Source organism: Paracoccus sp. 22332 (assembly GCF_052045125.1).
Lineage (GTDB): Bacteria > Pseudomonadota > Alphaproteobacteria > Rhodobacterales > Rhodobacteraceae > Paracoccus > Paracoccus haematequi_A.
Genome location: NZ_JBQEOI010000043.1, coordinates 1 through 22,775, shown reverse-complemented (window position 1 = coordinate 22,775; position 22,775 = coordinate 1). Strand labels below are relative to the sequence as shown.

Below are 22,775 nucleotides of genomic sequence, written 5' to 3'. Positions count from 1 at the left end.
AGGCAAGCTGATGACGATTGAAGCGATTGAAAAGCATCCTGTTCCGGCGGGTTTCGGGGATGCGCATGTGGGGGCTGGGGATTATGCGCGGCTTTACGCCGAATCGATCGCGGACCCCGAATCGTTCTGGCGGCGCGAGGGGCTGCGGCTGGACTGGATCCAGCCCTACGGCACCGTCAAGAACACCGACTTCACGCTGGGCCGGGTCTCGATCAGGTGGTTCGAGGACGGGGTGCTGAACGCCTCGGTCAACTGCATCGACCGCCACCTGCCCGCCCGCGCGAACCAGACCGCGATCATCTTCGAGCCCGACGATCCCGCCACCCCCGCCCAGCACATCACCTATGCCCAGTTGTCGGAAAAGGTGAACCGCTTCGCCAACGTGCTGCTGTCCCAGGGCATCATGCGCGGCGACCGGGTGGTGATCTATCTGCCGATGATCCCGGAAGCCGCCTATGCGATGCTGGCCTGCGCGCGGATCGGGGCGATCCATTCGATCGTCTTCGCGGGCTTTTCCCCGGATGCGCTGGCCAACCGCATCAACGACTGCGGCGCCAAGCTGGTCATCACCGCCGACACCGCGCCGCGCGGCGGGCGGCGCACCAACCTGAAGTCGAACACCGACGCGGCGCTGCTGCACTGCTCGGACCGGGTGCGCTGCCTGGTCGTCAAGCATACCGGCGACCAGACCACCTGGATCCAGGGCCGCGACGTGGACGTGAAGGCGCTGATGGAGGCGGCCAGCCCGGACTGCCCGCCCCGGCCGATGGGGGCCGAGGATCCGCTGTTCATCCTGTACACCTCGGGGTCGACCGGCAAGCCCAAGGGGGTGGTGCACACGACCGGCGGCTATCTGGTCTATGCGGCGATGACGCATCAATACGTCTTCGACTACAAGGACGGCGACGTGTTCTGGTGCACGGCCGACGTGGGCTGGGTGACGGGCCACAGCTATATCGTCTATGGCCCGCTGGCCAACGGCGCCACCACGGTGATGTTCGAGGGGGTGCCCACCTATCCCGACGCCGGCCGCTTCTGGGAGGTCTGCGCCAAGCACCGGGTGACGCAGTTCTATACCGCGCCGACCGCGATCCGGTCGCTGATGGCCAAGGGCACCGATCCGATCCAGGGCCACGACCTGTCGTCCCTGCGCATCCTGGGCACCGTGGGCGAACCGATCAACCCCGAGGCCTGGCACTGGTACAACGACAACATCGGCAAGGGCCGCTGCCCGATCGTCGACACCTGGTGGCAGACCGAGACCGGCGGGCATCTGATCACGCCGCTGCCCGGCGCCATCCCGACCAAGCCCGGCTCCGCCACGCTGCCCTTCTTCGGCATCAGGCCCGCGGTGCTGGACGCCCAGACCGGCGCCGTGCAAGAGGGCAACCCGGCCGAGGGGGTCTTGTGCATCGCCGACAGCTGGCCCGGCCAGATGCGCACGCTGTGGGGCGACCACCAGCGGTTCGAAGAGGCCTATTTCCAGCAATATCCGGGTTACTACTTCACCGGCGACGGCTGCCGGCGCGACGAGGATGGCTATTACTGGATCACCGGCCGGGTGGACGACGTGATCAACGTGTCGGGCCACCGGATGGGCACGGCCGAGGTCGAATCGGCCCTGGTCGCCCACGAGAAGGTCGCCGAGGCCGCCGTGGTGGGCTATCCGCATCCGCTGAAGGGGCAGGGCATCTATGCCTATGTGACGCTGATGAACGGGGTCGAGCCCTCGGACGCGCTGCGGGCCGAGCTGGAGAAATGGGTCCGCACCGAGATCGGCCCGATCGCCAAGCCGGACCTGATCCAATGGGCGCCTGGGATGCCCAAGACCCGCTCGGGCAAGATCATGCGCCGGATCCTGCGCAAGATCGCCGAAAACGACTACGCCACCCTCGGCGACATCTCCACCCTCGCCGAACCAGAGGTCGTCGACGACCTCATCAAAAACAGAATGAACAAAGGGTGACGCCGCGGAGAAGGCTTCCCCGGAAAAAATGAAAAGGCGGCCTCCGGGGGGAGGACCGGGTGCCGCCAGACCTGCCGGACGAGCGATCCCAGACACGCGCCCTGGCCCTGCCAGGGACGCGACCGAAGAAGGATTGTCCGTCAAATCGAAAGCCGGCGCGGCACCGGCTCAACAGGAGGAGGATTGATGGCTTATGCATCGCCCGACGCGACGACCCGTTCGCGTCCCATGACGTCCGAGGAGAAGAAGGTCATTCTGGCCTCGTCCGCGGGCACGATCTTCGAATGGTACGACTTCTATCTTTATGGCTCGCTGGCCGCGATCATCGGCGCGCAGTTCTTCACGGCCTTCCCGGAATCGACGCGGAACGTCTTTGCGCTGCTGGCCTTCGCGGCGGGCTTCCTGGTGCGGCCCTTCGGCGCGCTTGTCTTCGGCGCCCTGGGCGACCTGATCGGGCGGAAATACACCTTCCTGGCGACGATCCTGATCATGGGTCTTTCGACCTTTCTGGTGGGGTTGCTGCCGGGCTACGCGTCCTGGGGGATCGCCGCGCCGATCATCCTGATCGTGCTGCGGATGCTGCAGGGCTTGGCGCTTGGCGGGGAATACGGGGGCGCGGCGGTCTATGTCGCCGAACACGCGCCGCAGGGGCAACGGGGCTATTTCACCTCGTTCATCCAGACCACGGCCACGCTGGGGCTGCTGCTGTCGCTGGTGGTGATCCTGCTGGTCACGTCCTATGTGAACGCGAACTATCCGGCGGTTCCGCAGCTTGGGCTTGACGGCCAGCCGCTGCTGGATCCGACCGGCGCCCAGGTCATGCTGGACCCGTTCAAGGCCTGGGGCTGGCGGATTCCGTTCCTGGGGTCGGTCTTCCTGCTGCTGATCTCGCTGTATATCCGCTTGCAGATGAACGAATCCCCGGCCTTCAAGAAGATGAAGGAAGAGGGCGCGCAGTCCAAGGCGCCGCTGAAAGAGGCATTCGGCAACTGGAAGAACGGCAAGATCGCCCTGATCGCGCTGTTCGGCCTGACCGCCGGACAGGCCGTGGTCTGGTATTCGGGCCAGTTCTATGCGCTGTTCTTCATTCAGAACGTGATCAAGGTCGATCAGTTCAGCGCCAATGTCTTCGTCGCCTGGTCGCTGATCCTGGGCACCGCCGGGTTCATCTTCTTCGGGTCGCTGTCGGATCGTATCGGCCGCAAGCCGATCATCCTGGGCGGCTGCGCCCTGGCCGCGATCACCTATATGTGGGTGTTCCCGCTGCTGACCAGCGTCGCCAACCCGGCGCTGCACGCGGCCCAGCAGATCCCCGTGACGGTGACGGCGGCGCCCGAGGATTGTTCCTTCCAGTTCAACCCGGTGGGCACGGCGCAGTTCAACAACAGCTGCGACATCGTCAAGGCGACCCTGTCGAAATCCTCGGTCAATTCGGACACCGTGGATGCCCCGGCAGGCACCGTGGCCTCGGTCCAGGTGGGCGAGACGGTGGTGCAGTCCTATGACGCCAATGCCCTGACGGGCGAGGCGCTGGCGGCCGAGAAGGCCCGCTTCACGGCGGAAATCAACGCGGCGCTGACCGCCGCGGGTTATCCGCTGGTCGCGGCCGACAATACGACCGTCGCCAAGGCCGACCATTTCTTCGACATCTTCAACGCCCAGAACATCAAGATCGTGCTGATCCTGACCTATCTGATCGTGCTGGTGACGATGGTCTATGGCCCCATCGCGGCGCAGCTGGTGGAACTGTATCCGACCCGGATCCGCTATTCCGGCCTGTCGCTGCCCTATCACATCGGCAACGGCTGGTTCGGGGGGCTTCTGCCCGCGACGGCCTTCGCGATCTCGGCCCAGACCGGCAACATCTATGCGGGGCTGTGGTATGCGATCGTGATCGCGGTGATGACGGTGATCATCGGCGCGCTGTTCGTGCCGGGCGACAGCCACAAGAAGAACATCTTCGCCGACGACGGCGTCTGAACCGCTGGCCGGGCCGGGATTGTTTCCCGGCCCGGCCGTTCCCCTGATAGTTCAGGAAGGCCCGGCCCCATGGCGCGCATTCTGGTTGTCGAGGACGAGGACAACATCGCCATGGCCCTGGAGTTCCTGCTGGCCCGCGACGGCCATAGCCATTCCCGCCTGTCCCAAGGCGCCGCCGCGTTGACGGCAATCCGCGCGGACCGCCCCGACCTGGTGCTGCTGGACGTGATGCTGCCCGACATGTCGGGTTACGAGATCGTCCAGCTGCTGCGCGCCGATCCCGGCCCGTCGGGCGTCCGCATCCTGCTGATGACCGCGCGCGGGTCCATCGTCGAGAGGCGGCGCGGCCTTGCGCTTGGCGCGGACGGCTTCATCGCCAAGCCCTTCGAAATCGTGGAACTGCGCGCCGAGATGACGCGGCTGTTGGAATGATCTTCAGCCGCGCCGCTGCCACAGCGTCCAGAGGCCCAGCCCGATGGCCAGATAGACCGCGTTCACCAGAAGCCCTGACAGCACCTGCGTGGCAAGCGGCTCGGGCCGGGGCGAGGCGCCCGTCACCGGAATGATCAGCGCCACGAACAGCGCCCCGGCGGCCAGCGGCAGCAGCATCCCGGTGATCGGACGGTTGCGCAGCGTGGTCAGCATCAGCGCCACAAGCAGGCCGATCCGAAACACATCCCCCGCCTGCGCTGCCAGCAAGTCACCCATGACGCGTCCCTTCGTCTTTTCCGCAGCCTAGCCGATCCGGCAGGGCTGGGTCTATAACGGGATTTCGGGCTGGTCCGGATCGATGGGAACGGTAGGGGTTTCGGGATCGCCTGGTTCCCGAAGCGCTTCCTCCAAGGGCGGCGGCGGAGGCGCGTCGGCGCGGCGCCGGATCAGGATGTCGCCGTTCTCCAGCCGCTGGGGCGCCTGGTAATTGCCCATGTCGTCGACCAGCACCGCCAGATCCCGCAGGACCGGACCCAGGTCGGTCAGCGCCTTGCCCATCCCGTCGCCCAGTTGGTCCAGTTGCGGGCCGAATTCGGTCCACAGGTTGTCGGCGATGATGCCAAGGCCGCGTTCGACCAGGCCAAGCCCATCCTCGGTCGTGGTTTGCGCGGATGCGGGGACGGGCGCGGCCAGCAGTCCCAGGATCAAAAGCCGGTACATGATTGCCCCCGCAGGTTTCCTGAACGGTCGGTACCGATGCTAAGCCTGTGCTGACCCCGTGTCGAGCGGCGCAACGAAAAAGGGCTGGCCCAAGGCCAGCCCTTTATATCCGACGGAACCCGGGTTCCGTACAGAATTCTTATTCCGTAGCCGGGGTGGAGTCGTCGTCGTCGTCGTCCGAAGCAACGGCGGCGATGACGCCCAGCAGCAGCAGGGCCGGGACGACCAGGCCAGCGTTGGTCGAGGCGGGACGCTCTTCCACGACGACGGGCTCGACGTCCACGACGGGGGCGACATAGCCACCGGCCAGAGCCGAGGTTGCGGTCAGGCCGAGAGCGGCAGCGAAGGTAGCGAATTTGGTCATGATCATGCTCCGTTTCGTTGAAAGCTGCCGTCACCGGCAACATCGAGGCGACAGTTACACAATCCCCAGACGTTTGAAAGCTGCATTGGTTCAAATCCGTCGCTGGGTTGTGCCCACTGTTGCATATTGGCCAACACCCAGGCCGGGCCTTGGTTCCGCCGGGGAAACCGCCCCCGCTGAGGTGTTGCAATCCTGCACTAAGCGCGACGAAACGCCTGGGAAATCATGAAGATTGCGGCTGCCGCAGCCACGATCGAGGGGCCTGCCGGGGTGTCCAGCCGCAGGCTGGCCCACAGCCCCGCCATGACCGCCGCCGCCGCGATCAGCATGGCATTGCCGACCATCCTTTCGGGACTGCGCGACAATCCGCGGGCGGTCGCCGCAGGAACGATCAGCATCGCCGAAATCAGCAACGATCCCACGACGCGAATCGACAGCGCCACTACAATCGCAAGGGCAATGGACAGCACCAGCCGTTCCGTCCTGGGGTCGATTCCGGCCGCCATGGCCAGTTCCTCGTTCAGGGATGCGGTCAGCAGCCGCTGCCATCGCCAGGCCAGCAGCGCCAGCACCCCCGCCGCGCCCGTCCAGATCAGCGCCAGGTCGGCGCGGCCCACCGCCAGGATGTCGCCGAACAGATAGGCCGACAGATCCGACCGGGCCTGCGGGACAAAGCTGATCGCGACCAGGCCCACGGCCAGGGCGGAATGCGACAACACCCCAAGCATCGTGTCCATCGCCTGACCGCGCGACACCAGGGCGGAAATCGCCATCGCCATCGCCAGGGACACCAGCAGCGTCCCGGCATAGATCGAGATCTGGAAGCCCAGACTGATCGCCACCCCCAGGATTGCCGCATGGGCCGTCGCATCGCCGAAATAGGCCATCCGCCGCCAGACCACGAAGCTGCCCAGGGGGCCGGCGACGGCGGCGATGCCCAGGCCCGCCAGCATCGCCCGGATGAAGAAATCGTCCAGCATCAATGCGCCCCGGCGTGGTGGTGGTGAAGGTCATGATCGTGATCGTGGTGATGGCGGTACAGCGCCAGGGTGCCTTCGGCTTCCGCCCCGAACAAGGCGCGGTATTCCGGCGCGCTGCTGACATGCTGGGGCGTGCCCTCGCAGCAGACATGGCCGTTCAGGCAGATCACCCGGTCGGAGGCGCGCATCACCACCAGCAGGTCGTGGCTGACCATCAGCACGGCGGCGCCGGTCTGGCGGCGCACCTCCTCGATCAGCTTGTAGAAGGCGACGATGCCGGGCTGGTCCAGCCCCTGCGTGGGTTCGTCCAGCACCAGCAGTTCGGGGTCGTGCAGCAGCGCGCGCGCCAGCAGGACGCGCTGGAACTGCCCGCCGGACAGCTGGGTCAACTGCCGCGCCTCGACCCCCTCGACCCCGGTGCGGGCCAGGGCTTGCGCCGCGTCCCGGTCGCCCACGCGGCGGGGCAGGGACAGGAAGCGCCGCACGGTCATCGGGATCGTGGTATCGACCAGCACCCGCTGCGGGACATAGCCGATGCGCAGCCCCGGCTTGCGCGCGACCCGGCCTGCCGCCAGCGGCATATGCCCCAGAAGCGCGCGCACCAGCGAGGATTTGCCCGACCCGTTCGGGCCGACCACCGTCACGATCTCGCCCGAGGCGATGCGGAAATCGACGCCGTGCAGCACCGTCTCGTGCCCGCCGGGACGCTGGATTGTCAGGCCTTGGGCCTGGATCAGGGCGGTCATGCCGCGGTTCCGGCGCAGGCGGGGCACAGGCCCAGGGCCTCGATCGTGACGCGTTCGACCTGGAAGCCGTTTTCCGCCGCCAGATCGGCCAAGGCGTCGCGGACCGGGGCGGCGGGCAGTTCGGCCAGCATGTCGCAGGACCGGCAGATCAGGAAGGCGGGGGCGTGGTCGTGGCCGGGATGCAGGCAGGCCGCAAAGGCGTTCAGGCGTTGCAGGCGGTGGGCCAGCCCGTGTTCGACCAGAAACTCCAGGGCGCGATAGGCCACGGGCGGCTGGCGGCCGAAGCCTTCGGCGGCCAGGCGGTCCAGAACCTCGTAGGCGCCCATGGCCCGATGCGATTCCAGCAGGATCTCCAGCGTGCGCCGCCGCACCGGGGTCAGCCGCGCGCCGTTTTCCGCAAGCCGGTCGCGGGCCTGATCCAGGGCGCGCGCCTCGCAGGCGCGGTGGTCATGGGGCGCGAAGGCCGGGGCGGACGAGGCTGGTTGATCGGACAATGTGTTATCTTATCACGTTTGGATTGACTTGTTATCATATAACATGCGAAAGCGCAGCTTTTCAAGGAACCAAAGGTGACATGATGCGCATGATGATCCCAGCCCTGGCCCTGATGGCTGCCGGTCCGGTCGCGGCCCAGCCGCCCCGGATCGTAACCGACACCCCCATCACCGCCTCGTTGGTCCAGCAGGTGACGGGCGATCTGGCGCAGGTGCAGGTTCTGCTGCCCAAGGGCGCCGATGCGCATCACCACCAGATGCGGCCCTCGGATGCGCAGGGGTTGCAGGATGCCGGTCTGCTGGTCTGGACCGGGCCTGAACTGACCCCGTGGCTGGACCGTGCCGCCGCTTCGGTCGCGGGGGGAATTCCGCAACTGCGCCTGCTGGAGGTGCCGGGAACCCATCTGCGCGCCTATGCCGAGGATCACGGGCACGATCACGACCATGACCACAGCCATGACCATGACCACGCGCATGATCATGCGGGCACCGATCCCCATGCCTGGCTGGACCCGGCCAATGCGCAGCTGTGGCTGACGGCCATCGCGGACATGGTGGCCAAGGCCGATCCCGACAACGCGGCGCAGTATGCCAGCAATGCCGCAACGGCTGCGCAGCAGATCGCGGATCTGGACGCGCGGATCCAGGCGCAACTGTCGCCCCATCGCCAGGCCAAAATCGTCGTCTTTCACGACGCCTATGGTTATTTCACCGATCATTTCGGCCTGCGCCCGGCCATCGCCGTGTCGCTGGGCGACGCCAGCACGCCCTCGGCCGCCCGGCTTGGCGGGATTCGCGACCAGATCGCCCAGACGGAGGCAGCCTGCGCGTTCCCCGAATATGGCGGCGATCCAAGGCTGGTGCAGACGGTCATCGAAGGCACCGCAGTCCGCATGGGCGACGAATTGGCGCCCGAGGGCGGCATGCTGGACAGCGGACCGGCCCTTTACGGCGATGTCCTGACCGGCTTGGCGGACGCACTGGCTGATTGCCTGGGTGGGGAATAGCCGCCTTTTGCGCGGGCAAATTATTTCCGACTCTTTTACTTTGACAATCCAGATCAAAGTTGTCAGATTTGCCGTAACACAAGTCTAACCCGCAAGAGGCTGATCATGACCGCAGCGCGTCCCGCAGATTTCCAGCAACCGGCAACCAGCGTTCTGGCGCGCATCCCGCAGCATGATGCCACTACGCTGACGCGGGGCGGCAACCAGGCCCTGATCGTCCTGGACGAACAGATCTATCAACTGCGCATCACGCGCGCCGGCAAGCTGATCCTGACGAAGTAATCCCTCCTTCGCTTCTGGATCAGCCTTGGCGCGCAGCCCAGGGCAGCCGGCGGATCACCCGCGCGGCTTGTTCCTGGGGCCACCGCCCGGTTTGCCGTCCGGCCGCCCCTGTGGCTTGCCGGTGAACCGGGCGCCCTGACCGCTGCCCGCACCGCTTCGCGCCGGCTTCGGGCCGCCCGGCTTGCCGAACGATTTGCGCTCGGCCCCCGGCTTGCCTTCGCCACGCGGCACATCCCCCCGAGGCTTGAAGCCCCGGTCCCCCCCTGGCTTTCCGTCCCCGCGCGGCTTGAAGCCTCGCTCGCCGGGTTTGCTGTCCCCTCTTGGCTTGAATCCGCGTTCGCCTTCGGGCCGGTCGCCGCGCGGTTTGAAGCTGCGTTCGCCCTCGGCCCGGTCGCCGCGCGCCTGGAAGGCAGGCTTGCCCCCCTGGCCCCCGGGCCCAGGCTTGCCGTGGCGCGGCCGGTCGCCCGCCGTGTCGCGATCCGCGCGCGGCTTTCCGGCCCAAGTCCGTGCGGGCCGTTCGCCATCCTCTTGCGGACGCTTGCCCCGGAATCCCGGCCGGTCGCCGCCATCCTCGGAACCGGGACGGGGCTTGCCCGACCAGGGCCGCGCCGGGCGGTCCGAATCATCGCGCGGTCCGGCGGGCTTGCGGGCAAAGCGGCTGTCCCCGTCGCCATTGGCGCGGAAAACGCGGCGCGGGGCCTCGCCGTCGTCGCGTCGCGGCTTGCGAGAGCCTTCGGCACCGCGCGGGCGCATTTCGCGGTCCTTGGGGGCGGTCTCCTCGCCCGTCAGCAGCCCGCCAAGCTGGTCGCGCAGGACGCGCTTCTTGATCTCGACCACCTGATTCTTTTCCATGCCGGTCAGCTTGAAGGGACCATAGCCGATGCGGATCAGCCGGTTCACCTGAAGGCCGACATGCGCCATGGCGCGGCGGATTTCGCGGTTCTTGCCCTCGCGGATGCCGACCGTCAGCCAGGCATTCGCGCCCTGCTGGCTGTCCAGCTTGATTTCCATCGGGGCGAATTCCTCTCCGTCGATGGTGGCTCCCCGGCGCAGCGGGGCGAAGGTCATGTCGCTGGGCGTGCCGTTCACCCGGACCCGATACCGCCGCAGCCAGCCGGTCGAGGGCAGTTCCAGCCGCCGCTTCAGCTCTCCGTCATTGGTCAGCAGCAGCAGCCCTTCGGATGTCAGGTCCAGCCGCCCGATGGTCATCACGCGCGGCAGGTCGCGGGGCAGGGCGTCGAACACCGTCTGACGGCCCTTTTCGTCGGATTCGGTCGTCACCAGGCCCAGCGGCTTGTAATACAGCCACAGCCGGGTTTCCTGCGGCTCGTCCAGTTTCTTGCCGTCCACGGTGATGCGGTCGCTGGGCAGCACGTCAAGCGCCGGGCTGTCGATCTTTTTCCCGTTCACCGTCACCCGGCCCTCCAGGATCATCCGTTCTGCGTCGCGGCGGCTGGCGACGCCTGCGCGGGCCATCACCTTGGCGATGCGATCGGGGGTGGGATTCGGGGCGGGGGTGGGACTGTCGTCGGTCATGGCGATCTTCTCCTGCGCATCGCTGCGGTGGCAAAGCGGCGCTTCTAGCGGAAGCGGCGCGGATGGGAAAGGGCGGCTTGCGCGGCGGCGACACCCTTGCGACAAGCGGGCATGACCCGCTTCACCTCTCATATGGCCCTGGCCCTCGATCAGGCAAGGGCGGCGGCCCTGCGCGGCGAGGTTCCGGTGGGCGCCGTGGTGGCGGATCCCGCCGGGCGCGTCGTCGCGGCGGAAGGCAATCGGACCCGAGAGCTGTCCGACCCAACCGCCCATGCCGAGATCCTGGCGATCCGCGCCGCCTGCCGGATCGTCGGATCCGAACGCCTGCCGGGCCACGACCTGTGGGTGACGCTGGAGCCTTGCCCGATGTGCGCGGCCGCGATCTCGGCCGCGCGGATCGGGCGGCTGTATTACGGGGCCGGCGACGTGCGGATGGGCGGGGTGGAACATGGCGCGCGGGTCTTCGATCATCCGCAATGCCATCACCGGCCCCAGATCTATGACGGCATCGACGCCGAGGGGGCAAGGGCGCTGCTGGTCGGATTCTTCCGGGACCGCCGATGACGGTTGCGCCGCCCGCGCGGCGTGGCTATACCGTCGCCCATGCGGGTGTAGCTCAATGGTAGAGCAGCAGCCTTCCAAGCTGAATACGTGGGTTCGATTCCCATCACCCGCTCCAACCTTGAATTCAAAAGAATCTTTTAGAATCAAGGATTTCTCTTAAAAGGTGGTTCGATCTGGCCGCGTCGCGGGTATTTCGGAATGGCCCGCAGCCATTTGCCAAGCGTCGAAAGCCCGATGCCAACTTCCTCTCCTTCATCCAACCCGCATCGCTACGCATCTGGCTGAGACAGATGAGCCGCGAGCCTAGAGCGCGCGCCAGCCGATGTCGCGGCGGCAGAAGCCGCCCGGCCAGTCGATCGCGTCCACTTGGGCATAGGCGCGCTGATGCGCCTCGGCCAGGGTCGCGCCGCGGCCGGTGCAGGCGAGGACGCGGCCCCCGGTCGCGATGATCGCGCCGTCCTGACTGGCGGTGCCCGCGTGGAAGGTCATCTGGAAACTGCTTTCACACAGGTTGTCCAGCCCCTTGATGATGCAGCCTTTTTCGTATTGGCCGGGATAGCCGTTCGCGGCCATCACCACGGTCAGCGCGTGATCGTCGGCCCAGTTTACGGCCGTTTCGGCCAACCGCCCCTCGGCGCAGGCCAGCAGAAGGTCCAGCACCTGCGCGCCAAGGCGCATCATCAGCACCTGGCATTCGGGATCGCCGAAGCGGACGTTGTATTCGACCAGGCGCGCGCGCCCGTCCCGGATCATCAGCCCGGCGTAAAGCACGCCTTGGAACGGCATTCCGCGCGCGGCCATTTCCGCAACGGTGGGGCGCACGATCTGGGCCATCACCTGCTGCTGCAAGGCCTCGGTCAGGATCGGGGCGGGACTGTAGGCGCCCATGCCGCCAGTATTGGGGCCGGTATCGCCGTCGCCCACGCGCTTGTGGTCCTGGGCGGTGCCGATGGGCAGGCAGTCGGTGCCGTCGCAGAGGATGAAGAAGCTGGCTTCCTCGCCCGCCATGAATTCCTCGATCACCACCGACATCTCGCCGAACTCGCCGTCGAAGATGGCGTCGATGGCTTGGTGCGCCTGATCCACGGTTTCCGCCACGGTGACGCCCTTGCCCGCTGCAAGGCCGTCGGCCTTGACCACGATGGGCGCGCCCTGGGCGGTGACGTAATCGCGGGCGCTTGCGGCGTCGGTGAAGCGCGCCCAGGCGGCGGTCGGCGCCCCGCAGGCATCGCAGATTTCCTTGGTAAAGGCCTTCGATGCCTCAAGCTGGGCGGCGGCCTGGGACGGCCCGAAGACCAGGAACCCGGCATCGCGCAACGCGTCGGACACGCCTGCGGCCAAGGGTGCCTCGGGGCCGATCACCACGAAGTCGACGGCGTTTTCCTGGGCGAATTCCAGCACCTCGGCGCGCGACAGGATGTTCAGGTCGGCGCATTCGGCGACATTGGCGATGCCCGCATTGCCCGGCGCCACGATCAGGCGGTCGCATTTCGGGTTCTGCCGGATCGCCCAGGCCAGCGCATGTTCGCGCCCGCCGCCGCCGAGGATCAGGATGTTCATGGGCCGCCCTTTCGCTTCTGGTCGCGGCGTTCTAGTCTGGCCGCGACAAGGGAACAAGACGCATGGATTTGCTGGAAGACGCGCCGGGCAGCAACGCGCATGAATTCACGGTTTCGGAACTGTCGGGCGCGGTGAAACGCAGCCTGGAGGATCAGTTCGGCCGCGTCCGCGTGCGCGGAGAGATCGGGCGCGTGTCGCGGCCGTCCTCGGGGCATGTCTATTTCGACCTCAAGGACGACCGATCCGTTCTGGCCGCCGTCACTTGGAAAGGGCAGGCGGCCAAGCTGGCGCAGCGCCCCGAGGAGGGGATGGAGGTCATCGCCACCGGGCGCCTGACCACCTTTCCCGGCCAGTCGAAATACCAGCTGATCGTCGATCAGATCGAACCGGCGGGCCTTGGCGCGCTGATGGCGATGCTGGAAAAGCGCCGCCAGGCGCTTGCGGCCGAGGGGCTGTTCGACGAGGCGCGCAAGCGGCCGCTGCCCTCGCTGCCGCGCGTGATCGGGGTTGTGACCTCGCCTTCCGGGGCGGTGATCCGCGACATCCTGCACCGGCTGCGCGACCGTTTTCCGACGCGCGTGCTGATCTGGCCGGTGGCCGTCCAGGGCGAGGGGTGCGCGCCGCAGGTGGCCGCCGCGATCCGGGGCTTCAACGACCTGCCGCAGGGCGGGCCGATCCCGCGCCCGGATCTGCTGATCGTGGCGCGGGGTGGCGGCAGCCTGGAGGATCTATGGGGCTTCAACGAAGAGGCGGTGGTCCGCGCCGCCGCCGAAAGCCGGATCCCGCTGATCTCGGCCGTGGGGCACGAAACGGATACGACGCTGATCGACTTCGCATCCGACCGCCGGGCGCCGACGCCGACCGCCGCCGCCGAAATAGCGGTGCCGGTGCTGGCGGAACTGGCGGCGCGGCTGGCGGAATCGCAAGCCCGGCTGACGCGGTGCAGCCAGCATCACATCGACCGGCCCCGGCAGCGGCTGCGCGACCTGTCGCGCGCGTTGGGACGCCCTGCCGCGCTGACCGAAGGCGCGCGTCAACGGCTGGATCTGTGGGCCGGGCGGCTGGATCCGGCGCTGCACGGTCTGGTCCGCGCCCGCAGGCATCAGCTTGCGGTCCGGCCCATGCCGGTGGCCTTGCTGCGCCGCTTCACCGACGGCAAGGGCCACGCGCTGCATCGGCTGGAACATCGGCTGGACGCCGCGGCGATCCGGCGGCTGGAGCGGCGGCGCGACCGGATGACGGCCATGGCGGAACGGCTGGATGCCTCGCTGGCGCGGGTGGTGGCCACGACGCGGCGGGCGATCACGGTGCAGGATCAGAAGCTGGCCGATCTGTCCCGCAGGTTGGGCCTGGCGGCGCAGCGGGCGATCCGCACGCGCAGCGAGGCGCTGCAACGGGCGGATCGGATGCGGCAGTCGCTGGGCTATACCGAAACGCTGAAGCGCGGCTTCGTCGTCGTGCGCGGGCCGGATGGGGTCATCACCTCGGCCCAGGGCGCGCGGCAGGTTCCACAGGTCGAGCTGGAATTCGCGGATGGCCGGGTCACGGCGCGGCCCGAAGGCGCATCGCCGAAAGCCAGCCGCAAGGCCAAGCCGTCCGAACAGAAATCCCTGTTCTGATTCACCTTTGTATAAATACCCTCGGGGGATCGCCGGCTGGTTCGCCCCTGGTTCGGGAACCCGCGGGCGACCGGGGCGAAGCGCCCCTGCTGCTAGCCCTCTTGCGGGCGCAGCATCAGCCAGATCAGCGCGCCTCCGGCCAACACCAGGAAGGGCAGCATCGCCAGGTTGACTGCGTTCCAGCCCGCCACGACCGATCCGCCGCTGCAATTCATCAGACCGCCCGATGACAGCGAGGCCAGGAAGACGCCCCCGAACACCACCGCGTCGTTCAGGCCCTGCACCCGGCCCCGTTCCTCGGGCGTGTGGGCGCGGTTCAGCATGGCGGTTGCGCCGATATAGCCGAAGTTCCAGCCCATCCCCAGCAGGATCAGCGCGGCATAGAAATGCGACAGCTCGACCCCCGACAGCGCGGCGGCCCCGGCAAGCGCCAGAAGGAACAGGCCGACGGCGACGATCCGCTCGGCCCCGAACCGGGCGATCAGGTGGCCGGTGAAGAAGCTGGGGGCGAACATCGCCAGCACATGCGCGCTGACGATGTTGGCGGCATCGGTCGGCGCGAAGCCGCAGCCCACCACCGCCAGCGGCGTCGAGGTCATCACCAGGTTCATCAGCGCATAGGCGACCATCCCGCAAATCATCGCCACGGCGATCTGCGGCTGGCGCAGCAATTCGCCCGCGCTGCGGCCCGTCGGCTGCTGGCTGACCGCCGCTTGGGGCCGGGGCGTGTCCAGGAAGGCGAACAGGAACGGTCCCAGGGCATTCAGCGCGATCACCGCCAGATAGGTGGCCAGGAACGGCTCTGCCGTCAGGCCATCGGTCGCGCGCACCACCGCCGGGCCGATGACCGCCGCCGCCAGCCCCCCCGCCATCACCCAACTGATCGCGCGGGGGGCATAGTCCTCGGATGCGAGGTCGGTCGCGGCGAAACGGTAAAATCCCTGTGCCGACATATAGATGCCGGTCAGCAGCGAGCCGGCCATGAACAGCCAGAAGGATCCGGCGGACAGGCCCCAGGCGGCCAGCGCCGCGCCCGCTCCGCCCGCCAGCACCGCCAGCAGGAACCCGGCCTGCCTGCCGCGCGTCTGCATGAAGCGGGCCAGAGGCCGCGCGGTCAGCGCCGATCCCAGAACGATCATCGACAGGGGCAGCGTGGCGATGCAGGGATTGGGGGCCAGGATCTGACCGGCCAGCCCGCCGACGATGAAGATCACCGACATCTGCGCGCCCAGGATCGCCTGGGCCGCCACCAGCACGATCACGTTGCGGCGCGCGCGCCGGTCGTCGGGGACCAAGATCAGCCCCGGCTCAGCCGGGACGCGGCATGGGCGCGTTCCTGGATCGCGCCCCAGTTCTCGGCGCTGACATCGGCGTCGGTGGCGATCCAGCTTCCGCCGACGCAGACCACATTGGGCAGCGACAGATAATCGCCCGCATTGGCCGTGGTGATGCCGCCGGTCGGGCAGAAACTGATCCGGGGCAGGGGACCGGCCAGCGATTTCAGCGCGGGCGCGCCGCCGATCGCCTCGGCCGGGAAGAATTTCAGCATGTCATAGCCCGCGTCGGCCGCGCGCATCACCTCGGATGCGGTGGCGGCGCCGGGCAGAAGCGGCAGTTCCAGTTCCTCGCAGGCCGCGATCAGCAGGTCGGTCAGCCCGGGGGAGACCGCGAAGGTCGCCCCCGCATCCTTCGCCCGCTTCGCGTCGTCCGGCGTCAGCACCGTGCCCGCGCCCACATGGCCGCCCGAGACCGAGGACATTGCCCGGATCGCGTCAAGCGCCGCGTCCGACCGCAAGGTGATCTCCAGCACCGGCAGGCCGCCCGAGACAAGCGCCTGCGCCAGCCCTTCCGCACGTTCCGCATTCTTGATGACGATCACCGGAATGACCGGGGCCAGGCGGCACAGGGCGCGCGTCTTTTGCGACTGGATTTCAGGGTTCATGGCGCCACCTTCCGTTCCGCGATCTGCGGGCAAACTGCCCGCTGGCGGACCCCGATGCAAGCGGTTTGCCGTCCTGGAAGGCAAATCCTGGTATCGCTAACCTAGATCGCTGACAGCACCGCCACGTAATGCAGCGCAGCCGCCGTCACCACGAAACCGTGCCAGATGGCGTTCTGGAACCGCAGCCTTTCCCAAACGTGGAAGATCACGCCTACCGTATAGACGATGCCCCCGATCACGATCAGCAACATCGACAGGGGCGGCAGATTGTCGGCGATGGGGCGGATGGCGACAAGCCCGCTCCACCCCATCAGGATATACAGCAGGATCGCCAGCCGGTCGTAGCGCCCCGGCAGCAGGCATTTGAGCGCGACGCCAAGTGCCGCCATCGTCCAGACGCAGACCAGCAGCGCGAAGACCGCCGGGTCGGCCGAGGCCTTGTGCAGGAACGGCGTGTAGGTTGCGGCGATCAGGATGAAGATCGCCGAATGATCGGCCCGCCGCAGATACCATTTCAGGGTCGAATGCGGCAGCATGTTATAGAGGAACGACACCGCAAGGGCCAGGATCAGCCCGCCGCCATAGATCGTGACGGCCACAAGATCGGCCCGGTTGGCCGATTCCGCAGCCTGAATCACCAGGACGGCGACGCCCACCACCGCCAGCACGACGCCGATGGCGTGGACGATGCCGTCGGCCAGCATCTCGTGGAAATCGTAGGGCCGCCCGAAGCGGACCGGGCTATCGATCATCGCAAACCTCCTGATGGTTTCATCTTGCCCGACTCGGGCCGGGCGGGCAATTGACAGGTTGTTCAGGTTTTACGTGATCGGCCTGGGGAAAGCCCTTGCAAATCGGGGGCGCAGCGTCTATTTGCCCCCACACTTCACAGGCAGGGGCGGGCCCTCGCGGGAGACATCCGCGAAAGGTCCACCGGTTGGGGCGTCCGCCCTGAATCCCCTGCCAAGGCGCAAACCGGAAAGGACATGGAATGGCGCTTCCCGAATTCAATCTGCGTCAGCTCTTGGAAGCTGGCGTCCACTATGGCCACCAGACGCAGCGCTGGAACCCGCGCATGGCGGAATACATCTATGGCGACCGCAACGGCATCCACATCCTGGATCTGACCCAGACCCTGCCGATGCTGGACGCGGCGCTGCAGGTCGTGCGCGACACCGTTGCCAAGGGCGGCCGGGTGCTGTTCGTCGGCACCAAGCGCCAGGCGCAAAAGCCCATCGCGGATGCGGCCGAACGCTCGGCCCAGTTCTACATGAACCACCGCTGGCTGGGCGGCACGCTGACCAACTGGAAGACCGTGTCCCAGTCGATCAACCGCCTGAAAGCCATCGACGAGACGATGGCGGGCGGCGCCGAAGGCCTGACCAAGAAAGAGCGTCTGCAACTGGAACGCGAGCAGGCCAAGCTGCAAGCCTCGCTGGGCGGCATCCGCCACATGGGCGGGCTGCCGGATCTGCTGTTCGTCATCGACGTGAACAAGGAAGACCTGGCGATCCTGGAAGCCAAGAAGCTGGGCATTCCGGTCGTGGCCGTGGTCGATACCAACTGCTCGCCCGAAGGCGTGGACTATATCATCCCCGGCAACGACGACGCCGCCCGTGCCATCGCGCTGTATTGCGACCTGGCCAGCCGCGCCGCGCTTGACGGCATGTCGGCCCAGATGGGCGCCGCAGGCGTCGATGTCGGTGCGCTGTCGGATGCCCCCGAGGAACTGCTGGACGAACCCGCGGCCGAGGAACAGGCGACCGCCGACGCCTGACCGGCGCCCCCGATAGTTACGGAATTGTCGTCAGGCGGGGATATTTCCCGCCTGACGCGTTGATCAAAGGAGACGGATCATGGCTATCACCGCCGCGATGGTGAAAGAGCTGCGCGAAACGACCGGCGCAGGGATGATGGACGCCAAGAAGGCGCTGACCGAAACGAACGGCGACATGGAAGCCGCCGTCGACTGGCTGCGCACCAAGGGTCTGGCCAAGGCCGCCAAGAAGGCCGACCGCATTGCCGCCGAAGGCCTGGTCGGTGTGCAGGTCACCGATGGCCGGGGTGTCGCCGTCGAACTGAACTCGGAAACCGATTTCGTCGCCAAGAACGCCGATTTCCAGCAGCTTGTCCGCGAGATCACCAATGTCGCGCTGACCACCGCCGATGATGTCGAGGTGCTGCGCGCCACGCATCTGAACGGCAAGCCGGTCTCCGAGGTCGTGACCGACGCCATCGCCCGGATCGGCGAAAACCTGACGCTGCGCCGGATGCACGTCCTGGAAGGCGATACCGTGGTCTCCTATGTCCACAACGCCGCGACCGAGGGCATGGGCAAGATCGGCGTGCTGGTCGCGCTGAAAGGCCCGGCCGACAAGGCGCAGGCCATCGGCAAGCAGTTCGCGATGCACATTGCGGCCACCAACCCGGTGTCGCTGTCCGAAGCCACGCTGGATCCGGCGCTGCTGGCGCGCGAGCTGGAAGTGCAGACCGCCAAAGCCTTGGAGGAAAACGCCTCGTCCGCCAAGCCGAAGCCCGAGGCCGTGATCCAGAACAACATCATCCCCGGCCGGATGAAGAAGTTCGTGGCTGAAAACACCCTGTTGGGCCAGCCCTTCGTCATCAATCCCGACGTGACGGTCGAACAGGCCGCCAAGGAAGCCGGGGTCGAGATCACCGGCTTTGCCCGCGTCGCCGTGGGCGAAGGGATCGAGAAGAAGGAAGAGGATTTCGCAGCCGAGGTCGCCAAGTCCCTCAGCAGCGCCTCGTCCTGATCCGACTTTTCATGACTGCCGAACGCCGGTCCCCAGGGCCGGCGTTTTGTGTGTCATAAGGTCGGGTGGACCTTGGCCCCCTGTCATGCGATGGGTGGGGCCGAAGCCAATCTTGCGTGACCATGCCATTCATCATCGCCATCGACGGACCCGCCGCAGCCGGCAAGGGCACCATCGCCCGCGCCCTGGCTGCCCATTTCGGCTTTCATCACCTGGATACGGGGCTGCTGTATCGCGCGACCGGCGCCAAGGGCGGCGACCCCGTCGCGGCGGCGCGATCCTTGCAGCCGGGCGACCTGGACAGACCCGACCTGCGCAGCGCCGAAGCCGGGCAAGCCGCCAGCCGCATCGCCGCTCTCCCCGAGGTGCGCGCGGCCCTGGTCGATTTCCAGCACCGCTTTGCGGCGCAGGAACCGGGCGCGGTGCTGGACGGGCGTGACATCGGCACGGTGATCTGCCCCGATGCGGCGGTCAAGCTGTTCGTCACCGCCTCGGATCAGGTCCGCGCCCAGCGTCGGGCCGCCGAACTGGGGGCTGATGCCGACGAGATGCTGATCCAGTTGCAGGAACGGGACCGCCGCGACCGGGACCGGGCGGCGGCGCCGCTGAAGCCCGCCCCGGATGCGGTGCTGCTGGATACCAGTCACCTGACCATCGCCGAGGCCATCGCCCGCGCCATCGCCCAGGTGGAAAAGGCGCGAACGGCCGTCAGCCGCAACTGATCCGGGTGATCCATCCCTTGGCGTCCAGATACATGTTCAGGCGGCCGGGCTGATAATCCCGCGTCACGATCTGACCCGGACCGATTTCCCGATACCGCAATTGCGGCGGCAGGATGACTTCGCCGATATTCCTGCCGACAAGCGCCTGATGCCGTCCCGGATCGCAGCGCGTGCCCGATACCGTGGGCGCATAGGTGGTGTCGCAGGCCGACAGTGCGGCAAGGGACAGGGCTGGCAGGATCATACGCAGGAACAGGGGCATTCGGATCACCTTCGTGTTTTGACCAGAACGACCCGCGGGGCCAAGGCGTTCCGTCCTCTAACAGGCCCGGAGAAGAAGAATGAAACAGCCCCTTATGGTGCTTGCCCTGTCCCTGGCGCCCATCACGGCGTCGGCCTCCAGCGAGGATGCGTGGGAGGAGTTTCGCCTCTTGGTCGAAACAGCCTGCCTGGCTTTGGTAGATGCGCCCGAGTCCGCGACGGTGATGATCGACGTCAATCCATTCGGGTCGCAAAGCTATGGTGCGGCGCTTGTGACCGTGACCCAGGACACCGGCGCGGACCGGATGATCTGCATCTTCGACAAGCAGACCAAGACGGCAGAGATCACGGCGCCCTTCGTGGACGCCGCGCCTGCGCAATAGCGGCCTCAGTTCGCCTGCGCGAACGTGCCGCAGCCGATGCGGCCCCCCGCGTGCCCCGAGGGTTGGCCGACATAATCGTCGGGATGTTCGTGGATGATGATGGCCGACCCGTCGTCGTCGGCGATCAGGTCGGGCGTCAACCCTGCCACGAAATATTCCACGGTCAGCGCGCCGCTGTCGGGCACATGGATGTTCGGCAGGTCGCCCGGATGGGGACCGTTGGCGGCCATCACGCCATGGTCCTTGTCACCGGCAAGATGACCCCCCGCCGATTCGAAATCGGGGGGCGAGCATTCGCCCGTTTCATGGATATGCGCGCCATGGATGCCCGCCGGAACGCCTTGCAGTTCCAGCGTGACCAGCATCATGCCGGACGGGGTGGCGACGGCGGTCGCGGTGCCCAGGCTTTCCCCTTCGGCGATCTTGATCTCGGCGATCATGGGGGCTTCGCCCTCGGCCGGGGCGGCGGCGTCCTGCGCGGCGGCGGGCAGGGCCAGCAACAGGCCCAGGGCGGCGGCGGTTCGAAACGGCATCGGATCCTCCTGTGATATGCGGTCGCGGGTCAACGCAGGGGGAAAGGAAGCCGTTCCGGGACTTGATCAGTGCGCCGCGATTGGCGATAAGTCGCGCGAGATCCGACCGAAAGGCAGCCCGAATGCGCGTCCGCATCTATCAACCCGCCCGCAATGCGATGCAGTCCGGCAATGCGCGGTCACGGAAATGGATGATGGAATTCCCCCCGCAGGGCCGCGACATCGACCCGCTGATGGGCTGGATCAGCAGCGACGACACGCAAAGCCAGGTCCGTCTGCGCTTCGATACGCTGAAGCAGGCCGAGGACTATGCCCGCGAACACGGTCTCGACTACGTTGTCCAACCCCCGCACAGCCGCGCCGCCAATGTCCGCCCGCGCGGCTATGGCGAGAACTTCGCCACCGACCGGCGCGCGCCCTGGACGCATTGAGGCTGTGTTGTTCGGAGCATAGTTGCTGCCGGCTAGGGATATATTTGTTCAGTTCGGGGCAAAGACTTCGTAACCCACTGATTCTTCGCTGACCGCCTCCGGGCGGTCATCTCTTTTCCAGGCCCTGACTGTTGCGCATCTCGTCACCCATTCCGGTGGCTTTCACGCTGACGAACTTCTCTCCTCCGTTATCCTGACGCGGCTTTTCCCGAAGGCGCGGATCATGCGGACGCGTGATGTGGCTTGGACCACACCGGCGTCGGACCGGGTGATCTATGACGTCGGCAGCGATCACGATCCGGAGCGGCTGATCTTCGATCACCACCAAAAGAGCCCACCCCTGCGCGACGGCGGCCAGCCCTACAGCTCGTTCGGCCTGATCTGGCGGCACTTCGGCAGAGACTATCTGCGGACGTTCGGTGTTCCTGATCGGGATCTGGACATGATCCATGCAGCGTTCGACGCCGATTTCGTCCTGCCCATCGACTTGGTAGACAATGGTTCCCTGTCGCCAAGCGGGCTGCTCGCGGACCTGTCCCTGCCGCTCCTGCTGGAAAGCCTCAAACCCGTCTTCGACGATCGCAGCCAGGGTGCCGATGATCGGGCCTTCGACCACGCGTTGACCATCGCCCGTGCCTTCATCGAGGCGGGTTGCACGAAAGGCGGCCAAGCTGCGGGCCGAGGCTGTCGTCATGGAGGCCATCGCCGCCGCCGGAGAAAGCCGGATCCTCGAACTCCCGATAGGCATGCCCTTCGGCTCTGCCATCGAGAAGGCGGGCGCCAATCACCTGCTGTTCGTGGTTCACCCCCGAGAAACAGACTGGGCCCTGACCGGCATCCGCCGCGAAGCTGAGGGTTTGCCCTTCGGGCCGATCTTCCCGTAGCCTGGGCGGGGCTGACGGACGCGGCCTTCGAAGCTGCATCTGGTGTGCCTGGCTCACGCTTCTGCCACAACGCCCGCTTCATGGCTGTGCTGCAGATGTTCGAGCACTTCGGGAACAGCGCACCGGGTAATCCCGAAATCCAATATCGCCTATTCTGCCACTTTCCCGACAAAACCGGGACGATGCGTCTAACGCTTGACGATATGACGACGATCGAAAGCACAACCTCAGATCCGCTTAAATCGATCATCGCCCGCATTCCTGCCGCAACAGATCGCGCGGCCTTCCTAGCGCGCTTCACTATCGAGTTCGGACCCTGCCTAGATGATCTCGAACAGCAGGTTCTGGCTGCACTGGTGGGCAAGGGTTTCGCGGCCGATGATATCGCAGCCTTGGTCTATCCCAATGCGGTGCAGCGCATCGTGAATCTCGCCACACGACCACTACCGGAAGACCGCACCGTCGACGCTACTGCGTTCGTGCAGACGCTTAGGCTCCAGACTCATTAACTTTAGAGCCAGAAGATGACGGTTGCAGCGAGAGCTATGGCCGAGAAGAAGACGATGGGGCACCTGTCGTATCGGGTTGCAACTCG

The 22,775-nt window shown here is 66.7% G+C and carries 26 protein-coding genes, 1 tRNA gene and 2 pseudogenes; 15 read left to right on the top strand and 14 right to left on the bottom strand.

Features of this window, described 5'->3' with window-relative positions; all coding sequences use genetic code 11:
* Positions 1-10: 10 nt before the first annotated feature.
* The 3 genes from acs to ACTJI6_RS20590 all read left to right on the top strand — a co-directional run bounded on the left by acs (position 11) and on the right by ACTJI6_RS20590 (position 4,378).
* Positions 11-1,966, top strand: coding sequence for an acetate--CoA ligase (gene acs, locus ACTJI6_RS20600; protein ID WP_440798663.1), 1,956 nt, complete (start codon positions 11-13; stop codon positions 1,964-1,966).
* Between the two features lie 186 nt (positions 1,967-2,152).
* Positions 2,153-3,946, top strand: coding sequence for an MFS transporter (locus ACTJI6_RS20595; protein WP_440803283.1), 1,794 nt, complete (start codon positions 2,153-2,155; stop codon positions 3,944-3,946).
* A 69-nt stretch (positions 3,947-4,015) separates the two neighbouring features.
* Positions 4,016-4,378 carry a response regulator transcription factor gene (locus ACTJI6_RS20590; protein ID WP_440803282.1) on the top strand — a complete coding sequence of 121 codons (363 nt, stop codon included), beginning with the start codon at positions 4,016-4,018 and terminating at the stop codon, positions 4,376-4,378.
* A gap of 3 nt (positions 4,379-4,381) precedes the next feature.
* On the opposite strand, the gene ACTJI6_RS20585 is transcribed toward ACTJI6_RS20590, so the two are convergent.
* From ACTJI6_RS20585 to ACTJI6_RS20560, 6 genes are all read right to left on the bottom strand, one after another.
* Complete coding sequence (locus ACTJI6_RS20585; protein ID WP_440803281.1) at positions 4,382-4,654, bottom strand: hypothetical protein; 273 nt, start codon at positions 4,652-4,654, stop codon at positions 4,382-4,384.
* Positions 4,655-4,705: 51 nt separating this feature from the next.
* Complete coding sequence (locus ACTJI6_RS20580) at positions 4,706-5,098, bottom strand: hypothetical protein (RefSeq protein ID WP_440803280.1); 393 nt, start codon at positions 5,096-5,098, stop codon at positions 4,706-4,708.
* A gap of 139 nt (positions 5,099-5,237) precedes the next feature.
* A complete protein-coding gene (locus tag ACTJI6_RS20575; RefSeq protein ID WP_440803278.1) occupies positions 5,238-5,462 on the bottom strand; it encodes a hypothetical protein in 225 nt (74 codons plus the stop codon).
* A gap of 197 nt (positions 5,463-5,659) precedes the next feature.
* On the bottom strand, positions 5,660-6,442 hold the full coding sequence (locus tag ACTJI6_RS20570; RefSeq protein WP_440803276.1) for a metal ABC transporter permease: 783 nt from the start codon (positions 6,440-6,442) through the stop codon (positions 5,660-5,662).
* Positions 6,442-7,188 carry a metal ABC transporter ATP-binding protein gene (locus ACTJI6_RS20565; protein ID WP_440803275.1) on the bottom strand — a complete coding sequence of 249 codons (747 nt, stop codon included), beginning with the start codon at positions 7,186-7,188 and terminating at the stop codon, positions 6,442-6,444. Before ACTJI6_RS20565 ends, ACTJI6_RS20570 begins: the two co-directional genes overlap by 1 nt.
* Complete coding sequence (locus tag ACTJI6_RS20560; RefSeq protein ID WP_126155775.1) at positions 7,185-7,682, bottom strand: Fur family transcriptional regulator; 498 nt, start codon at positions 7,680-7,682, stop codon at positions 7,185-7,187. The genes ACTJI6_RS20565 and ACTJI6_RS20560 overlap by 4 nt, the downstream gene beginning before the upstream one ends.
* Positions 7,683-7,765: 83 nt before the next feature.
* Between ACTJI6_RS20560 and ACTJI6_RS20555 the strand changes: the two genes are divergently transcribed.
* On the top strand, positions 7,766-8,689 hold the full coding sequence (locus tag ACTJI6_RS20555) for a zinc ABC transporter substrate-binding protein (protein ID WP_440803274.1): 924 nt from the start codon (positions 7,766-7,768) through the stop codon (positions 8,687-8,689).
* Between the two features lie 105 nt (positions 8,690-8,794).
* Entirely contained in the window at positions 8,795-8,971 is a 177-nt protein-coding gene (gene hemP, locus ACTJI6_RS20550) for a hemin uptake protein HemP (protein ID WP_126155773.1), read from the top strand.
* A 54-nt stretch (positions 8,972-9,025) separates the two neighbouring features.
* On the opposite strand, the gene ACTJI6_RS20545 is transcribed toward hemP, so the two are convergent.
* Positions 9,026-10,507 (bottom strand): pseudouridine synthase, encoded by a 1,482-nt coding sequence (locus ACTJI6_RS20545; RefSeq protein WP_440803273.1) that lies wholly within the window; start codon positions 10,505-10,507, stop codon positions 9,026-9,028.
* A 111-nt stretch (positions 10,508-10,618) separates the two neighbouring features.
* Here ACTJI6_RS20545 and ACTJI6_RS20540 point away from each other — a divergent pair, with 111 nt between their 5' ends.
* A complete protein-coding gene (locus ACTJI6_RS20540) occupies positions 10,619-11,071 on the top strand; it encodes a nucleoside deaminase (protein ID WP_440803272.1) in 453 nt (150 codons plus the stop codon).
* Positions 11,072-11,112: 41 nt separating this feature from the next.
* A tRNA-Gly gene (locus tag ACTJI6_RS20535) sits at positions 11,113-11,186 on the top strand.
* A 188-nt stretch (positions 11,187-11,374) separates the two neighbouring features.
* On the opposite strand, the gene purD is transcribed toward ACTJI6_RS20535, so the two are convergent.
* Complete coding sequence (gene purD / locus ACTJI6_RS20530) at positions 11,375-12,631, bottom strand: phosphoribosylamine--glycine ligase (RefSeq protein ID WP_440803270.1); 1,257 nt, start codon at positions 12,629-12,631, stop codon at positions 11,375-11,377.
* A gap of 62 nt (positions 12,632-12,693) precedes the next feature.
* Between purD and xseA the strand changes: the two genes are divergently transcribed.
* Positions 12,694-14,250 (top strand): exodeoxyribonuclease VII large subunit, encoded by a 1,557-nt coding sequence (gene xseA / locus ACTJI6_RS20525; protein WP_440803268.1) that lies wholly within the window; start codon positions 12,694-12,696, stop codon positions 14,248-14,250.
* A 92-nt stretch (positions 14,251-14,342) separates the two neighbouring features.
* Here xseA and ACTJI6_RS20520 read toward each other — a convergent pair whose 3' ends face one another.
* From ACTJI6_RS20520 to trhA, 3 genes are all read right to left on the bottom strand, one after another.
* Positions 14,343-15,545 (bottom strand): MFS transporter, encoded by a 1,203-nt coding sequence (locus ACTJI6_RS20520; RefSeq protein WP_440803267.1) that lies wholly within the window; start codon positions 15,543-15,545, stop codon positions 14,343-14,345.
* Between the two features lie 2 nt (positions 15,546-15,547).
* Positions 15,548-16,192 carry a bifunctional 4-hydroxy-2-oxoglutarate aldolase/2-dehydro-3-deoxy-phosphogluconate aldolase gene (gene eda / locus ACTJI6_RS20515; protein ID WP_440803266.1) on the bottom strand — a complete coding sequence of 215 codons (645 nt, stop codon included), beginning with the start codon at positions 16,190-16,192 and terminating at the stop codon, positions 15,548-15,550.
* A 101-nt stretch (positions 16,193-16,293) separates the two neighbouring features.
* Positions 16,294-16,944, bottom strand: coding sequence for a PAQR family membrane homeostasis protein TrhA (gene trhA, locus ACTJI6_RS20510; RefSeq protein ID WP_440803264.1), 651 nt, complete (start codon positions 16,942-16,944; stop codon positions 16,294-16,296).
* 239 nt (positions 16,945-17,183) lie between these two features.
* Between trhA and rpsB the strand changes: the two genes are divergently transcribed.
* The 3 genes from rpsB (at position 17,184) to ACTJI6_RS20495 (ending at position 19,688) form a co-directional block, all read left to right on the top strand.
* Complete coding sequence (gene rpsB, locus ACTJI6_RS20505) at positions 17,184-17,969, top strand: 30S ribosomal protein S2 (RefSeq protein WP_126155766.1); 786 nt, start codon at positions 17,184-17,186, stop codon at positions 17,967-17,969.
* Between the two features lie 79 nt (positions 17,970-18,048).
* Positions 18,049-18,966: a translation elongation factor Ts gene (tsf, locus tag ACTJI6_RS20500; RefSeq protein WP_126155765.1), complete on the top strand. Its 918-nt coding sequence runs from the start codon at positions 18,049-18,051 to the stop codon at positions 18,964-18,966.
* Positions 18,967-19,088: 122 nt separating this feature from the next.
* A complete protein-coding gene (locus ACTJI6_RS20495) occupies positions 19,089-19,688 on the top strand; it encodes a (d)CMP kinase (RefSeq protein ID WP_440803284.1) in 600 nt (199 codons plus the stop codon).
* On the opposite strand, the gene ACTJI6_RS20490 is transcribed toward ACTJI6_RS20495, so the two are convergent.
* The gene (locus ACTJI6_RS20490; protein ID WP_440803263.1) at positions 19,675-19,950 is read right to left on the bottom strand and encodes an I78 family peptidase inhibitor; all 276 of its coding nucleotides are present in this window, start codon (positions 19,948-19,950) and stop codon (positions 19,675-19,677) included. The two genes, ACTJI6_RS20495 and ACTJI6_RS20490, sit on opposite strands and share 14 nt — an antisense overlap.
* A 79-nt stretch (positions 19,951-20,029) precedes the next feature.
* Between ACTJI6_RS20490 and ACTJI6_RS20485 the strand changes: the two genes are divergently transcribed.
* A complete protein-coding gene (locus ACTJI6_RS20485; RefSeq protein WP_440803262.1) occupies positions 20,030-20,332 on the top strand; it encodes a hypothetical protein in 303 nt (100 codons plus the stop codon).
* Between the two features lie 5 nt (positions 20,333-20,337).
* Here ACTJI6_RS20485 and ACTJI6_RS20480 read toward each other — a convergent pair whose 3' ends face one another.
* Positions 20,338-20,865: a superoxide dismutase family protein gene (locus ACTJI6_RS20480; protein WP_440803260.1), complete on the bottom strand. Its 528-nt coding sequence runs from the start codon at positions 20,863-20,865 to the stop codon at positions 20,338-20,340.
* A 122-nt stretch (positions 20,866-20,987) separates the two neighbouring features.
* On the opposite strand from ACTJI6_RS20480, the gene ACTJI6_RS20475 reads away from it, so the two are divergent.
* The 3 genes and pseudogenes from ACTJI6_RS20475 to ACTJI6_RS20465 all read left to right on the top strand — a co-directional run bounded on the left by ACTJI6_RS20475 (position 20,988) and on the right by ACTJI6_RS20465 (position 22,689).
* Positions 20,988-21,296: an ETC complex I subunit gene (locus tag ACTJI6_RS20475; protein ID WP_440803258.1), complete on the top strand. Its 309-nt coding sequence runs from the start codon at positions 20,988-20,990 to the stop codon at positions 21,294-21,296.
* Between the two features lie 124 nt (positions 21,297-21,420).
* Positions 21,421-22,269, top strand: a pseudogene (locus tag ACTJI6_RS20470) (MYG1 family protein); the annotation flags it as partial.
* Positions 22,261-22,689 carry a hypothetical protein gene (locus ACTJI6_RS20465; RefSeq protein ID WP_440803286.1) on the top strand — a complete coding sequence of 143 codons (429 nt, stop codon included), beginning with the start codon at positions 22,261-22,263 and terminating at the stop codon, positions 22,687-22,689. The pseudogene ACTJI6_RS20470 and the gene ACTJI6_RS20465, both read left to right, overlap by 9 nt.
* A gap of 2 nt (positions 22,690-22,691) precedes the next feature.
* Here ACTJI6_RS20465 and ACTJI6_RS20460 read toward each other — a convergent pair.
* Positions 22,692-22,775, bottom strand: a pseudogene (locus ACTJI6_RS20460) (IS5/IS1182 family transposase); the annotation flags it as partial.